The sequence below is a fragment of the Amycolatopsis acididurans genome, from assembly GCF_012328925.1.
Taxonomy (GTDB): Bacteria; Actinomycetota; Actinomycetes; order Mycobacteriales; family Pseudonocardiaceae; genus Amycolatopsis_E; species Amycolatopsis_E acididurans.
In genome coordinates this window covers 139,329-152,952 of sequence record NZ_JAAXLS010000011.1, presented here as the reverse complement: position 1 = coordinate 152,952, position 13,624 = coordinate 139,329, and the positions used below count along the sequence as shown (strand labels likewise).

General features: G+C 68.4%; 15 protein-coding genes. All 15 read left to right on the top strand.

Annotated elements, in window-relative coordinates; genetic code table 11:
• The first annotated feature begins 282 nt into the window (after positions 1 to 282).
• On the top strand, positions 283 to 2,166 hold the full coding sequence (gene rho, locus HFP15_RS18630) for a transcription termination factor Rho (RefSeq protein WP_168517293.1): 1,884 nt from the start codon (positions 283 to 285) through the stop codon (positions 2,164 to 2,166).
• Between the two features lie 193 nt (positions 2,167 to 2,359).
• A complete protein-coding gene (rpmE, locus tag HFP15_RS18625; protein ID WP_168517291.1) occupies positions 2,360 to 2,587 on the top strand; it encodes a 50S ribosomal protein L31 in 228 nt (75 codons plus the stop codon).
• A 78-nt stretch (positions 2,588 to 2,665) separates the two neighbouring features.
• Positions 2,666 to 3,736 carry a peptide chain release factor 1 gene (gene prfA, locus HFP15_RS18620; RefSeq protein ID WP_168517289.1) on the top strand — a complete coding sequence of 357 codons (1,071 nt, stop codon included), beginning with the start codon at positions 2,666 to 2,668 and terminating at the stop codon, positions 3,734 to 3,736.
• Positions 3,737 to 3,793: 57 nt separating this feature from the next.
• On the top strand, positions 3,794 to 4,657 hold the full coding sequence (prmC, locus tag HFP15_RS18615; protein ID WP_168517287.1) for a peptide chain release factor N(5)-glutamine methyltransferase: 864 nt from the start codon (positions 3,794 to 3,796) through the stop codon (positions 4,655 to 4,657).
• Positions 4,658 to 4,668: 11 nt separating this feature from the next.
• Positions 4,669 to 6,024: a carboxylesterase/lipase family protein gene (locus tag HFP15_RS18610; RefSeq protein ID WP_210717439.1), complete on the top strand. Its 1,356-nt coding sequence runs from the start codon at positions 4,669 to 4,671 to the stop codon at positions 6,022 to 6,024.
• A 92-nt stretch (positions 6,025 to 6,116) separates the two neighbouring features.
• On the top strand, positions 6,117 to 6,767 hold the full coding sequence (locus HFP15_RS18605; RefSeq protein ID WP_168517285.1) for an L-threonylcarbamoyladenylate synthase: 651 nt from the start codon (positions 6,117 to 6,119) through the stop codon (positions 6,765 to 6,767).
• Positions 6,767 to 7,927 (top strand): glycosyltransferase family 4 protein, encoded by a 1,161-nt coding sequence (locus HFP15_RS18600; protein ID WP_168517283.1) that lies wholly within the window; start codon positions 6,767 to 6,769, stop codon positions 7,925 to 7,927. The genes HFP15_RS18605 and HFP15_RS18600 overlap by 1 nt, the downstream gene beginning before the upstream one ends.
• Positions 7,928 to 8,346: 419 nt before the next feature.
• Positions 8,347 to 8,547 carry an AtpZ/AtpI family protein gene (locus HFP15_RS18595; protein ID WP_312871642.1) on the top strand — a complete coding sequence of 67 codons (201 nt, stop codon included), beginning with the start codon at positions 8,347 to 8,349 and terminating at the stop codon, positions 8,545 to 8,547.
• A 23-nt stretch (positions 8,548 to 8,570) separates the two neighbouring features.
• The gene (locus tag HFP15_RS18590; protein ID WP_168517279.1) at positions 8,571 to 8,978 is read left to right on the top strand and encodes a hypothetical protein; all 408 of its coding nucleotides are present in this window, start codon (positions 8,571 to 8,573) and stop codon (positions 8,976 to 8,978) included.
• Complete coding sequence (gene atpB / locus HFP15_RS18585; RefSeq protein WP_168517277.1) at positions 8,975 to 9,700, top strand: F0F1 ATP synthase subunit A; 726 nt, start codon at positions 8,975 to 8,977, stop codon at positions 9,698 to 9,700. The genes HFP15_RS18590 and atpB overlap by 4 nt, the downstream gene beginning before the upstream one ends.
• A gap of 76 nt (positions 9,701 to 9,776) precedes the next feature.
• Positions 9,777 to 10,034, top strand: coding sequence for a F0F1 ATP synthase subunit C (locus HFP15_RS18580; RefSeq protein ID WP_168517275.1), 258 nt, complete (start codon positions 9,777 to 9,779; stop codon positions 10,032 to 10,034).
• A 2-nt stretch (positions 10,035 to 10,036) separates the two neighbouring features.
• Positions 10,037 to 10,570 carry a F0F1 ATP synthase subunit B gene (locus HFP15_RS18575; RefSeq protein ID WP_168517272.1) on the top strand — a complete coding sequence of 178 codons (534 nt, stop codon included), beginning with the start codon at positions 10,037 to 10,039 and terminating at the stop codon, positions 10,568 to 10,570.
• The gene (gene atpF, locus HFP15_RS18570; protein ID WP_168517270.1) at positions 10,570 to 11,100 is read left to right on the top strand and encodes a F0F1 ATP synthase subunit B; all 531 of its coding nucleotides are present in this window, start codon (positions 10,570 to 10,572) and stop codon (positions 11,098 to 11,100) included. The genes HFP15_RS18575 and atpF overlap by 1 nt, the downstream gene beginning before the upstream one ends.
• On the top strand, positions 11,097 to 11,918 hold the full coding sequence (locus tag HFP15_RS18565) for a F0F1 ATP synthase subunit delta (RefSeq protein ID WP_168517268.1): 822 nt from the start codon (positions 11,097 to 11,099) through the stop codon (positions 11,916 to 11,918). Before atpF ends, HFP15_RS18565 begins: the two co-directional genes overlap by 4 nt.
• Positions 11,919 to 11,965: 47 nt before the next feature.
• The gene (gene atpA / locus HFP15_RS18560; protein WP_168517266.1) at positions 11,966 to 13,612 is read left to right on the top strand and encodes a F0F1 ATP synthase subunit alpha; all 1,647 of its coding nucleotides are present in this window, start codon (positions 11,966 to 11,968) and stop codon (positions 13,610 to 13,612) included.
• Positions 13,613 to 13,624: the final 12 nt, after the last annotated feature.

The window sequence follows — 13,624 nt, the reverse complement described above, 5'->3', positions numbered from 1 at the left end:
GCACCCGGTGACGGTCCCGGGAGATCCTCCCGGATCTGTCTTTCGTTGAGCTGATAATTCCGCATAGCTGGTGCAGGGATTGACCTCAGGCGGGTTTCCGGTAGTCATGGTGGCGAATTCCGCTTGCCCCGTTTGGGGCAGGCAACCCCCGTGTGGCGGCTTTGCCGCTGTGACCTGCGGTCTTGGCAGCGGCACCGGGGAGCAGAACTCCGCTTCGCGATCCGACGCGAGCGGCAGTCCGCTGATCCACCTGGAGGCGTGGATCGGTCAGGAAGGACATGTGTGAGCAACACCGATCTTTTGAGCGGTGACCTGGACACCCAGACCGCTCCGGTCGCGTCAGAGTCAGCTTCCAACGGCACCACGCCCAAGCGCCGCACCGGTGGCCTGTCCGGCATGGTGATCGCTGACCTGCGGGAACTCGCGGCGGAACTGGGCATTGGGGACACCAAGGGCATGCGGAAGGGCGATCTGATCGCCGCGATCCGCGAGCGTCAGGGCAAGACGCCGCGCAAGCGCGCTGCCCAGGCCGACGACGGCACGCTTCCCTTCGACGGCATCTCCTCTGCCGAGCAGGCCGCGCCTGCGAAGAAGCAGGACAAGCCGGCGGAGAAGCCTGCCGAGAAGGGGCCGCAGGCCGAGAAGGCCGACAAGGCCGTGAAGCCTGCCGAGGACACCCCCCAGCAGGGGGAGGACGGCGCGCGCCGTGAGGGCGGCGGCCGTCGCCGTCGCAGCTCCAACCGCGCCGCGGGCAGCCCGGATGCCGGGTCCGCGCCGCAGCAGCAGCGTGGCGAGGGCGGTCAGAAGGACTCCGGCCAGCAGCGTGGCGGCGACCAGCCGCAGCAGCAGCGCGACCAGCAGCAGGGCGGCGGTGACCGGCGCCAGCAGAACAACGCCGCGCGCAACAACAACAGCAACAACAACGCCGACGACGAGGACGGCGGCCGGCGCGGGCGCCGGTTCCGCGACCGTCGCCGTCGCGGTGGCCGCGGCGAGGGCGGTACGGACACCGAGATCCGCGAGGACGACGTCCTGCTGCCCGTCGCGGGCATCCTCGACGTGCTCGACAACTACGCGTTCGTGCGCACCTCGGGTTACCTGCCCGGGCCGAACGACGTGTACGTGTCGCTGTCGTTGGTGCGCAAGTACAACCTGCGCCGCGGCGACGCGATCACCGGTGTCGTCAAGCAGCCGCGTGAGGGCGAGCAGCAGCGTCAGAAGTTCAACCCGCTGGTGCGGGTGGACACCATCAACGGCCTCGAGCCGGACGCGGCCAAGAAGCGGCCCGAGTTCACCAAGCTGACCCCGCTCTACCCCAACGAGCGGCTGCGCCTGGAGACCGAGTCGCACAAGCTGACCACCCGCGTGATCGATCTGGTGATGCCGGTCGGCAAGGGGCAGCGCGCGCTGATCGTGTCGCCGCCGAAGGCCGGTAAGACCACGATCATGCAGGACATCGCGAACGCGATCACGACGAACAACCCCGAGTGCCACCTGATGGTCGTGCTCGTGGACGAGCGTCCGGAAGAGGTCACCGACATGCAGCGGTCGGTGAAGGGTGAGGTCATCGCCTCGACCTTCGACCGCCCGCCGTCAGACCACACCTCGGTCGCCGAGCTGTCCATCGAGCGGGCCAAGCGGCTGGTGGAGATGGGCATGGACGTGGTGGTCCTGCTGGACTCGATCACCCGTCTGGGCCGTGCGTACAACCTCGCGGCCCCGGCGTCCGGCCGGATCCTCTCCGGTGGTGTCGACTCGACCGCGCTGTTCCCGCCGAAGCGTTTCCTCGGCGCGGCGCGCAACATCGAGAACGGCGGCTCGCTGACCATCTTCGCCACGGCGATGGTGGAGACCGGGTCCACCGGTGACACGGTCATCTTCGAGGAGTTCAAGGGCACCGGTAACGCCGAGCTCAAGCTGGACCGCAAGATCGCCGAGCGCCGCGTGTTCCCGGCGGTCGACGTCAACCCGTCCGGTACCCGTAAGGAAGAGCTGCTGCTCTCGCCGGACGAGCTCGCGATCCACCACCGGCTGCACCGCGTGCTGCACGCCCTGGACTCGCAGCAGGCGATCGACCTGCTGCTGTCCCGGCTGCGCAAGACCAAGACGAACATCGAGTTCCTCATGCAGGTCTCGAAGACCGCGCTTGGCAGCGACGAGGAATAGCCCCGTTCCCGTGAGGGACTCTTTCACGGCGCCGGACGCCGTGAGGGGGTCCCTCACGGCGTTCGCGCGGGGAATAGCCGCTGCGCGGGGTGTGTTGATAGCGGTGCCAGGCGATCTGGCAGAATCAATCCGCTGCAGTCCGGCTCCGGTTCACCTCGCAATGAGGACCCGGCGGCCACGATGAGAGGACCCCATGAAGAGCGGTATCCACCCCGAGTACGTGCCGACCACCGTCGTGTGTGGTTGCGGCAACACCTTCGAAACGCGTAGCACGAAGAGCTCCGGCCAGATCACGGTCGAAGTCTGCTCGAACTGCCACCCGTTCTACACCGGCAAGCAGAAGATTCTGGACACCGGTGGCCGGGTCGCGCGCTTCGAGGCGCGGTACGGCAAGCGTCAGAAGAAGGCCGACGCCAAGTAGCTTGCTCGACGGCGCCCGCCACCCGGTCCCGGGGGCGGGCGCCGCTTTTTGTATACAGAAATGATGTGAGGTCTCAAGGTGGATTCGTCTTCGCTGCGGGGACTGCTCGACGAGTACGCCGAGCTGGAGCAGCAGCTCGCCGATCCGGCGGTGCACGCCGATCAGGCTCGGGCGCGCAAGCTGGGGCGCCGCTACGCCGAGCTGACCCCGGTGGTCAAAACCATCGGTGAGCTGGATCGCGCCCGCGAGGACCTCACCGCCGCGCAGGAGCTGGCCGACGAGGACCCCGCCTTCGCGGCCGAGGCGCAGGAGATCGCCGAGCGGATCCCGGCGCTGGAGTCCCGGCTGACCGAACTCCTGCTGCCGCGCGACCCCTACGACGGCTCCGACGTCGTGATGGAGATCAAGTCGGGGGAGGGCGGCGAGGAGTCGGCCCTGTTCGCGGGCGACCTGCTGCGCATGTACCTGCGCTACGCCGAGCGCCACGGCTGGAAGGCCGAGGTACTCGACGCCGTGGACTCCGACCTCGGCGGCTACAAGGACGTCACCCTCTCGGTCAAGAGCAAGGGCGCCGAGGCCGACGGTGTGTGGGCGCGCCTGAAGTTCGAGGGCGGCGTGCACCGGGTGCAGCGCGTGCCCGCGACCGAATCGCAGGGACGTATCCACACCTCCGCGGCGGGTGTGCTGATCTACCCGGAGCCCGAAGAGGTCGAGGTCGAAATCGATCCGAACGACCTGCGTATCGACGTGTTCCGGTCCTCGGGCCCGGGAGGGCAGAGCGTGAACACCACCGACTCCGCGGTCCGCGTCACGCACCTGCCGACCGGGATCGTGGTGTCCTGCCAGAACGAGAAGTCGCAGATCCAGAACCGGGCCCGGGCGATCCAGGTGCTGCAGGCGCGCCTGCAGGCCATGGCCGAGGAGGAGGCCGCGAGCAAGGCGGCCGACGCGCGGCGCTCGCAGGTGCGCACCGTGGACCGTTCCGAACGCGTGCGCACGTACAACTTCCCGGAGAATCGGATCTCCGACCACCGGGTGAACTACAAGGCCTACAACCTCGACCAGGTCCTCGACGGTGATCTGGACGCCGTGCTGGACGCGCTGGGCAACGCCGATCGCGAGGAACGCCTTGCCGAGGCGGGAAAGTAACCGAACACGCGGCACCGTGCCGCAACCGTCCCAGCTGGATGAGGCAGAGTGGGAAAGGTGAAGCGGCAACCGTTGCGCCTGGCGATCCTCGAGGCGATCAGGATTCTCGAGGCAGCCGGCGTCGAGTCACCAAGGACCGACGCCGAGCTGCTCGCCGCGCACGTGCTCGGCGTCGAGCGGGGGCGGCTGCCGCTGATCCCGCTGGTCGACCCGCCGGTCATCGAGGCCATCGGGCAGCTCGTCGCGCAGCGCGCGAAACGCGTCCCGCTCCAGCATCTGACGGGCTGGGCCGCGCTGGGCGAGATGACCGTGAGCGTCGGGCCCGGCGTGTTCATCCCGCGCCCGGAGACCGAACTGCTCCTGGAATGGGGACTCACCCTGCTCAGAGACCGCCAGTACCCGGTGGTCGTCGACCTGTGCACCGGATCGGGCGCGCTCGCGCTGGCGGTGGCGCACGCCAGGCCGGACGCCGTCGTCTACGCCGTGGACAACGACCCCAACGCGCTCGCCTGGGCCCGGCACAACGCCGACGCCCGCGCCGAGGCCGGTGACACCCCGATCCGGCTGTACTCCGGTGACGTCGGGGACAGCACGATCTTCGCCGAGCTCGACGGGCTGGTGGACCTGGTCCTGTGCAACCCGCCCTACGTTCCGCCGGGCGGTGAGCTGCCGCCCGAGGTGATCGACTACGACCCGGCGCAGGCGGTGTTCGCCGCGGACGGCGGGCTCGCGGTGATCCGGCAGGTCGTGGCCACCGCCGCGCGTCTGCTCAAACCGGGCGGCGGGGTCGCCATCGAACACGACGACACCCATGCCGCGGCCGCGCCCACGATCGTCTCGTCGCGTAAGGTGCTCACCGAGGTCGCCGATCACGCCGACCTCGCGGGCCGCCCTCGTTTCGTGACCGCGCGCAGAGTCTGACGGAGGAGCCTGTGGTCGTCGTCGGGACCCAGCTGGGGAAGGTCCGTGGTCGCGACCTCGGCGGTGTCGTGTCGTTCGAGGGGATTCCCTACGCCGCCGCACCCGAGGGCGCCTTGCGCTTCCGCCCACCCGCACCCCGCGAGCCGTGGGCGGGAGTGCGCGACTGCACGGTTGCCGGGACGGCCGCACCGCAGCTTCCGCCGACGCCGCGAGCGCCGGGGGTCTGGCGCGCCGACGACGGTCTGGACTGCCTGAACCTCAACGTGTGGACGCCGGACCCTGCTGGCGCGGGCCTGCCGGTGATGGTGTGGGTCCACGGTGGACTGTGGAAGTACGGTTCCCCGCGCATGCCGCAGTACGACGGAGCCACGCTGGCCCGGTCCGGCGTCGTGGTGGTGAGCGTCGGGTACCGGCTCGGCTTCGAGGGATTCGGCCACTTGCCCGGGGTCCCCGCCAACCGGGGTCTGCACGACCAGATCGCCGCGTTCGAGTGGGTGCGGCGCAACATCGCCGCGTTCGGTGGTGACCCCGATGCGGTGACCGCGTTCGGGCAGTCGGCCGGTGCGGCCTCGGTCGGGTACCTGCTGGGCACGGGTCTGTTCCGGCGAGCCATCGCGCAGAGCCCGCCGTCGGGGGTTCACGAGCCGGAAGCGGCACGGGCCGTCACGGAGAAGATCGCGGCCGCCGCGGGCGTGCCGGCGACGCTCGAGGCATTCGAGACGCTGCCGCCCGAGGCGCTTCTCGCCGTCCAGGACGCGCCGCTGACCGGGCGGGACGGGCCCACGGCGTTCGGGCCGGTGGCCGACGGCGAACTGGTCACCGGGCCGTTGTGGACGGCCGCCGCCCCGGATGTGGACCTCGTGTGCGGGTTCACCCATGAGGAGTTCCGCGGCCAGGGTGCGTTGCCGCAGGGCGTCGGCTTCGACGCCGTGGCGACCGCGATGGGACATGACGCGGCCGCCTACCGGGCGGCCTATCCCGGTTTCGACGACTCCGGTCTGTTCGTGACTCTCATGTCCGATGTGGTGTACCGGATCCCGGCACTGCGGCTGGCGGAGGCGCACACGCGCGCGGGCGGGCGCACGTGGATGTACGACTTCGCCTGGAGCAGCCCCGGCGCCGGTGCCGCGCACGGCGTGGACGTGCCGTTCGTGTTCGGCGACGCGGAGAGTGGCTACGCGAGGCGTTTCCTCGGCGATCCACCCGACGCCGGGTTCCCCGCGCTTTCCGAGGCGATCCGGCGCTCGTGGACGGATTTCGCGGCGACCGGCGATCCCGGCTGGCCCGCGTTCGACCTCACACACCGCCGCACGCGGATCTGGGACGCCGAACCACGTGTCGAAAACGATCCGCTCGGCCACCCTTGACGGAGCCGCTTCGCGGCGCGGGAATACTCCCCCGAACCCCACCCGCCACCCTCGACGGAGCCGCTTCGCGGCGCGGGAATAGTCTTCAGGCCATGAGCGCGGTGTATGACTGCAGCCTGCCGGAAGCCCGGACGGATGGACTCGCGGCGGCCGCGAACGCGGTGCGTTCGAGCCGTCTCGTCGTGATGCCCACGGACACCGTGTACGGCATCGGCGCGGACGCGTTCGACGCCGGAGCCGTGCGCGCGCTGTTGCACGCGAAGAACCGCGGGCCGGACATGCCGGTCGGCGTTCTGGTCGGCTCGTGGTCCACAGTGGACGGCCTGGTGCTCGGAATGCCGCCCCAGGCAAGGTCTTTGATGGAAGCGTTCTGGCCCGGTGACCTTTCGCTGGTGCTTCCGCACGCGCCGAGCCTGCAGTGGGACCTCGGCACCACGCGCGGCACGGTGATGCTGCGGATGCCGTTGCACCCGGTCGCGCTCGAACTGCTGCGCGAGGTCGGCCCGATGGCGGTCTCCAGCGCGAACGTCTCGGGTCAGCCGCCCGCGTCGACCGCGCAGGAGGCGCAGGACCAGCTCGGCACGTCGGTGGACGTCTACCTCGACGGCGGCCCGATCGAAGACGCCCGGCCGTCCAGCATCGTGGACCTCACCGGCAGTGAGCCCAAGCTGCTGCGCGCCGGCGCGGTGAGCGCCGAGGCCATCTCCGAGGTGCTCGGCGTACCGGTGACGACGCCGTCCTGATGACTCCGATCGCCACCGCCGGGCTTCCCATCCGGGAGTACATCCTCGTCGGGCTCATCTCGGCGACCCTGACCTTCCTGCTCACCGGCCTCGTCCGCCGCTTCGCGATCCGGGCGGGCGCGATCGCCAACCCGCGCGCCCGCGACGTGCACGTCATCCCGATCCCGCGGATGGGCGGGCTGGCGATGTACCTCGGCGTGGCGGGCGGCATGGCGCTGGCCCACCAGCTGCCGGTGCTGCGCCGCGCGTTCGAGTACTCGCTCGATCCGGTCGGCGTGCTGGTCGGCGGTGGCGTGATCGTGCTGATCGGCGCGGTCGACGACCGGTTCGAGATCGACGCGTGGACCAAGCTGGCAGGTCAGGTGCTGTGCGCGGGGCTGCTGGTCATCTTCGGCGTGCAGTGGAACGTGTTCTGGGTGCCGTGGGGCGGCAACGGCGACGCGCTGGGCTCGGTGGTCACCCTCGACCGCAACCAGGGCGGTCTGCTGGTGCTGTTGCTCGTCGTGGTGCTGGTCAACGCGATGAACTTCGTCGACGGGCTGGACGGGCTCGCGGCCGGGCTCGGCTTCATCGCGGCCAGCGCGACCTGCGCGTTCTCCCTCGGCCTGCTGAACTCCGCCGGTGGCGATGTCGGCACGTACCCGCCGGCGCTGATCGCCGCGACGCTGGCCGGTGCCTGTCTCGGTTTCCTGCCACACAACTTCCAGCCCGCGAAGATCTTCATGGGCGATTCCGGCTCGATGATGATCGGGCTGATGCTGGCCGGCGCCACCACCTCGGCCTCCGGCAAGATCAACTACACCCGGTTCGGTGGCTCGGACGCGCTCGCGCTGCTGTCGCCGTTACTCGTCGTGGTCGCCGTGCTGTTCCTGCCGCTGCTCGACCTGTTGATGGCGGTCATCCGCAGGACGCGGCGCGGGGAAAGCCCGTTCGCGGCGGACAAAATGCACCTGCATCACCGCCTGCTGGAAATCGGCCATTCACAACGCCGTGCGGTATTGCTCATTTACCTGTGGGCCGGACTGCTCGGTTTCGGTGCCGTTTCGCTGACCTTGTTCGATGCCGCGGCCGCGCTGCCGATCGTCGGCGTCGGCCTGCTGCTCGCGGCGCTGGTTTCGGTGATCCCGCGGTTACGGAAGCCGTCCGGTCCGATGTCTTGAAGTCGTCCGCGCGGTTAAGGAGTACGCCTGTACGGCTTGTGCCTTCCGGCTGGTATCGTCCAGCGTGTAGGACCGGCCCCCTGGTTCGCAAAGTGGCGATCGTGATCGAGTGCCACCTACGCGCCGGGATCGGGTCCCCCCCCTGCAAGAGCCGTAAGTGTGTCAGGTACGTTAAGTCCAGATCATTACGATTCCCCCGGCGGAGTGAACGCCGACCGGGAGAACCGGAAGGAGTCCAGGTTGGGCGCGCTGGTAGTCGCCGAGGGACCGCGCCGCGATCCCCCTCCGGCCCAGGTGTCGGTGTCCAGCTCGCCGACGAAGAGGCGGCCAAACTCGGTCTCGTCAGTGTTCGCCGCGTCCGGCCAGGGAGCCCATGATGGCCTGTTCACCTCTCGTTCCGGCACAGCAGTAGGTCCCCGGTGTCAGGCAGGCAGCCCAGGCCGGCGGAACTCATTGGTCTCGGTTCTTCGATCGTCGTCATGGTCGTCGGGTTCACCGTACTCGGCTGGTTCATCGACGGGCGTGCGCACACCGCGCCCGCTTTCGTGTTCACCGGACTGGCGGTCGGCATCGTGACAGCCTGCATTTTCGCCTATTCACAGTTCCGGAAGTTTTTGTAGAGATCGAAATCGAGGGTTCAGCCGTGTCAGCGACAAACGCCGTTTCCGCCATTCCGGCGGGCAAGATGCTCAACCTACGCCGCCCGCTTCTCATGGCAGGCGCGATGGGCGTTCTCGGCCTGGTCGCGACGGGGCTGCTCGGGCACATCTGGATGGGTGTGTTCGGTTGCGTCGGTCTCGCACTCGGCCTGCTGAACACCCGGCTCGTCCAGCGCTCGGTTTCCCGTGCGACGATCACCGAGAACCCGAGCAAGCGCCTGCTGGCCTTCGCCGCGCTGGGCAGGCTCGCGGTCATCACGGTGCTCGCCGTCGGAATCGCTTTGATCGTCCATCCTGACGGCCTCGGCGTGTTCGCGGGACTCGCCGTGTTCCAGTTCATCATCACCGCCAGTACGGCTGGAACGGTAGTGAAGGAGCTTCGCCACCAATGACCCATGTTCTCGCCGCTGACGTCGAGGTCGGCCACCACTCGACCGCCGACTTCCTTGGCATGACGTTCAACACCGACACGATCCTGGCCACCGCGATAGCCGCGGTGATCGTGATCGCGGCGGCGTTCGTGCTTCGGGCCAAGATCACCTCAGGGGTGCCGAGCGGAATCCAGCTCGCCTGGGAGAGCGTCACGACCTGGATCCGGGGTCAGGTGGACGCGAGCATCGGCGTGCGGGTCGCGCCGTTCGTCGTGCCGCTCGCGGTCACCCTGTTCGTCTTCATCCTCATCGCCAACTGGCTTTCGGTGCTGCCGGCGCAGGCGGGCACGGACTTCATCCCGCCGCCCGCGTCGGACACGAACTTCACCTACGCGCTCGCGCTGCTGGTGTTCGTGTGGACGCACGTGGCCGGTATGCGCCGGCGTGGCGTCGGCAAGCACGCCAAGCAGCTGGTGAAGGGCCACGTGGCCTTCCTCGCGCCGATCAACATCATCGAAGAGATCGCCAAGCCTGTCTCGCTCTCGCTCCGGCTTTTCGGAAACGTCTTCGCGGGCACGATCCTGGTCTCGCTGATCGCGATGTTCCCCGCATACATCCTCTGGGCGCCGAACGCGATCTGGAAGTCCTTCGACCTGTTCGTCGGGTTCATCCAGGCCTTCATCTTCGCGTTGCTCACGATCCTGTACTTCAGCCAGACGATGGAGACGCATGAAGAGCATTGAGTCGTAGGAATTTGTCTCCAGGGCCGACGAGGCCGTTTCACACACGCGTTCCAACGAATATCAGTTAGGGAGAGTCATGGCAGACCTCAACACCGCGATCACGATGGCCGGCGCCATGGTCGGTGGCGGTCTCATCCTCGGTGGTGGTGCGATCGGCGCCGGTATCGGTGACGGTCTCGCGGGTAGCCAGTTCATCGCCGGTATCGCGCGTCAGCCGGAGGCCCAGGGCCGCCTGTTCACGCCGTTCTTCATCACCGTCGGTCTGGTCGAAGCGGCCTACTTCATCAACCTGGCGTTCATGGCCCTGTTCGTGTTCTCGCTGGGCAAGGGCTGATCATGTCGGGCGAGGTTCTCGCCGCGGGGGACAACTTCCTGCTCCCCAACGGCACCTTTTTCGCCGAGCTGATCATCTTCGGCATTGTGCTGCTGGTGATCTGGCGCTTCGTGCTGCCGCCGGTGCAGAAGGCACTGAAGGACCGGCACGACATGCTCCAGAAGCAGCTCGACGGGAACCACCAAGCCGCGGAGAAGTTCGAAGCAGCCAAGGCGAAGTACGCGGAGGAGCTGGCCGAGGCCCGCGCCGAGTCGGCTCGTATTCGCGATGAGGCGCGTGTCGAAGGACAGGCGATCATCGACGAGTACCGGGGTCAGGCCCAGAGCGAGATCTCGGCCGTGCTCCAGCGCGGTGAGGACGAGCTCGCCACGCAGCGCGAACGCGTCCTCGCCGAACTGCGGTCCTCGATCCCGCAGCTGTCCACGACACTCGCGAGCCGAGTCGTCGGGCAGGACGTCACCGCGGCCACGCATCAGGAGACGGTCCAGGAGTTCCTGGCCGGGCTCGGTTCCGGTAAGTCCGGAAAGGAAGAGTGATGGACGCCGCAAGGTACGTCGGCACGCTGGTCGCGTTTTTCCTCATCATCGGGCTGATCTGGTGGAAGGTCGTTCCCCCGATCCGCAAGATGATGCGGGAGAAGCAGGAGTCCATCCGTCAGCAGCTCGAGGAGGCCAAGCGCGCCGACGAGCGGCTGGCGGAGGCCGAGCGCAAGTACGCGGACGCGGTCGCCGAGGCCAAGACGGAGGCCGCGTTGATCCGCGACGCCGCACGTGCCGACGCGCAGCGCATGGTCGAGGAGATGCGGACCCGCGCCGCGCAGGAGGTCGAGCGGATCAAGCAGCGCGGCGAGGAGCATCTCGCGCAGCAGCATCAGCAGATCATCCGTGAACTGCGGGCCGAGATCGGCCAGGCCGCGACCGAGCTCGCCGAGCGGATCGTCCGGGCGCACCTCGCGGGCGAGTCCAACCGCAGTGCCAGCGTGAACGGTTTCCTGGACGAGCTCGAGCGGACATCGGCGCGGACGGGCGAAGCGGTGCCCGCAGGTGCCGGTGAGGGGGCGTCATGATGCAGGCGAGCAGCCGGGAGGCGCTGGCGCTCGTGCGCGACCGCCTCGACGAGATGACGGCCCAGTCCGGTGTCGACGACCTGCGGCAGCTCGGAGGCGAGCTCTCCGCGGTCGTGGGTGTGCTGTCCAGGGAACGCGTGCTGCTGCGGCACCTCGCGGACCCGGCTGTGGACGAGCGCACCCGGTCGGGTCTGGCCGGCGGGGTCTTCGACGGGAAGGTGGGCGCCACCGCGGTGGATGTCGTGCGCGAGGTCGCACGTCAGCGCTGGTCGTCCGCCCGTGACCTGATCGGCGCGCTGGAACTGCTCGGAAGGCAGGCGGTCCTGACGGCCGCCGAGCGGGAGAACACACTCGACGAGACCGAGGACGAACTGTTCCGGTTCAGCCGGGTGCTCGGTTCGGAGAACAGCCTGCGGGCCCTGTTGTCCGACACGACGGCGCCCGCAGACCGGCGCCTGACCCTGCTGCACCGAGTACTGGACGGCAAGGTGGGCCGCGACACGATGGACCTGCTCGAGCAGGCGGTACGAGCGCCGCGCGGGCAGAGCCTGGACGTGCTCGTCGGTCAGCTGGCCGAGCAGGCGGCGCAGCGTCGTCAGCGTGTCGTCGCCCTTGTGACGGCCGCGGCAGCCCTGACTCCCGAGCAGGAGGAGCGGCTGGCACGTGCGCTGTCGCAGATCTACTCCAGGACGATCTCGATCCAGGTCGAGGTGGACCCGGAAGTCCTCGGCGGACTCGTGGTGCGGGTCGGCGACGAGGTGATCGACGGCAGCGTCGCGAGCAGGCTGGCCAATGCCGGACGCGGCTTGCCGTCGTAAGGCCAACACCCAAGATTTGACCCATTGAGAGCAGGGACGATAAGACCATGGCGGAGCTGACGATCTCCTCGGACGAGATCCGGAGCGCGATCGAGAACTACGTCTCGACCTTCTCGACCGAGACTTCGCGCGAAGAGGTCGGGACCGTCGTCGAGACTTACGACGGCATTGCGATCGTCGAGGGACTTCCCTCGGTGATGACTCAGGAACTGCTGGAGTTCCCTGGCGGCGTCCTGGGCGTCGCCCAGAACCTCGACGAGCGCGAGATCGGCGCCGTCATCCTCGGTGACTACGAAGGCATCGAAGAAGGCCAGGAGGTCAAGCGCACCGGCCGCGTTCTGTCGGTGCCGGTCGGCGACGCCTTCCTCGGCCGGGTCGTCGACCCGCTCGGGGCGCCGATCGACGGTCTCGGTGACATCGTCGCCGAGGGCAACCGCGTGCTGGAACTGCAGGCGCCGTCGGTGATGCAGCGTCAGCCGGTGTCGGAGCCGCTGCAGACCGGTATCAAGGCGATCGACTCGCAGACGCCCATCGGCCGTGGTCAGCGTCAGCTCATCATCGGTGACCGCAAGACCGGTAAGACCGCGGTCTGCGTGGACACGATCCTGAACCAGAAGGCCAACTGGGAATCCGGCGACCCGTCGCAGCAGGTCCGTTGCATCTACGTCGCCATCGGCCAGAAGGGCTCCACGATCGCCTCCGTGCGGCAGGCGCTCGAGGACGGCGGGGCGCTGGAGTACACCACGATCGTGGCCGCTCCCGCCTCCGACTCGGCCGGCTTCAAGTACATCGCGCCCTACACCGGTTCCGCGATCGGCCAGCACTGGATGTACCAGGGCAAGCACGTCCTGATCGTGTTCGACGACCTGTCCAAGCAGGCCGAGGCGTACCGCGCGATCTCGCTGCTGCTGCGCCGCCCGCCGGGTCGCGAGGCCTACCCCGGTGACGTCTTCTACTTGCACTCGCGGCTGCTCGAGCGGTGCGCGAAGCTGTCCGACGAGCTCGGCGCCGGTTCGATGACCGGTCTGCCGATCATCGAGACCAAGGCCAACGACGTGTCGGCCTACATCCCGACCAACGTCATCTCGATCACCGACGGCCAGTGCTTCCTCGAGACCGACCTGTTCAACCAGGGCGTGCGCCCGGCGATCAACGTCGGTATCTCGGTCTCCCGTGTCGGTGGTGACGCGCAGATCAAGGCGATGAAGCAGGTTGCCGGGTCGCTGCGGCTGGACCTGTCGCAGTACCGCGAGCTGGAGGCGTTCGCCGCGTTCGCGTCCGACCTCGACGCCGCGTCGAAGGCTCAGCTGGAGCGGGGTAGCCGCCTGGTCGAGCTGCTCAAGCAGCCGCAGTACACGCCGTTCCCGGTCGAGGAGCAGGTCGTGTCGATCTATCTCGGCACCAACGGTCACCTGGACTCGGTGCCGGTGGAGGACATCGGCCGGTTCGAGGCGGAGTTCCTCGACAACGTGCGCCACCACCACGAGGGCATCCTCGCTGACATCCGCGACTCCAAGAAGCTCTCGGACGACAACGAGCAGCGGCTGATCGACGTGGTGGGCGAGTTCAAGAAGGGCTTCACCGCCACCGGTGGCGGCTCGGTCGTCAACGAGGCTCCCGCCGAAGCGATGGACGAGTCCGAAGAGCAGCGCGAGTCGGTCAAGGTGAGCCGTCCCGCTCCGACCAAGAAGTGATCGGATAGCCGA

Bases quoted from the DNA above. Each gene is read 5' to 3' on its own strand.
- rpmE (WP_168517291.1), top strand. From the start codon at position 2,360: ATGAAGAGCGGTATCCACCCCGAGTACGTGCCGACCACCGTCGTGTGT.
- HFP15_RS18605 (WP_168517285.1), top strand. From the start codon at position 6,117: ATGAGCGCGGTGTATGACTGCAGCCTGCCGGAAGCCCGGACGGATGGA.
- HFP15_RS18600 (WP_168517283.1), top strand. From the start codon at position 6,767: ATGACTCCGATCGCCACCGCCGGGCTTCCCATCCGGGAGTACATCCTC.
- atpB (WP_168517277.1), top strand. From the start codon at position 8,975: ATGACCCATGTTCTCGCCGCTGACGTCGAGGTCGGCCACCACTCGACC.
- HFP15_RS18580 (WP_168517275.1), top strand. From the start codon at position 9,777: ATGGCAGACCTCAACACCGCGATCACGATGGCCGGCGCCATGGTCGGT.
- HFP15_RS18575 (WP_168517272.1), top strand. From the start codon at position 10,037: ATGTCGGGCGAGGTTCTCGCCGCGGGGGACAACTTCCTGCTCCCCAAC.
- atpF (WP_168517270.1), top strand. From the start codon at position 10,570: ATGGACGCCGCAAGGTACGTCGGCACGCTGGTCGCGTTTTTCCTCATC.
- HFP15_RS18565 (WP_168517268.1), top strand. From the start codon at position 11,097: ATGATGCAGGCGAGCAGCCGGGAGGCGCTGGCGCTCGTGCGCGACCGC.
- atpA (WP_168517266.1), top strand. From the start codon at position 11,966: ATGGCGGAGCTGACGATCTCCTCGGACGAGATCCGGAGCGCGATCGAG.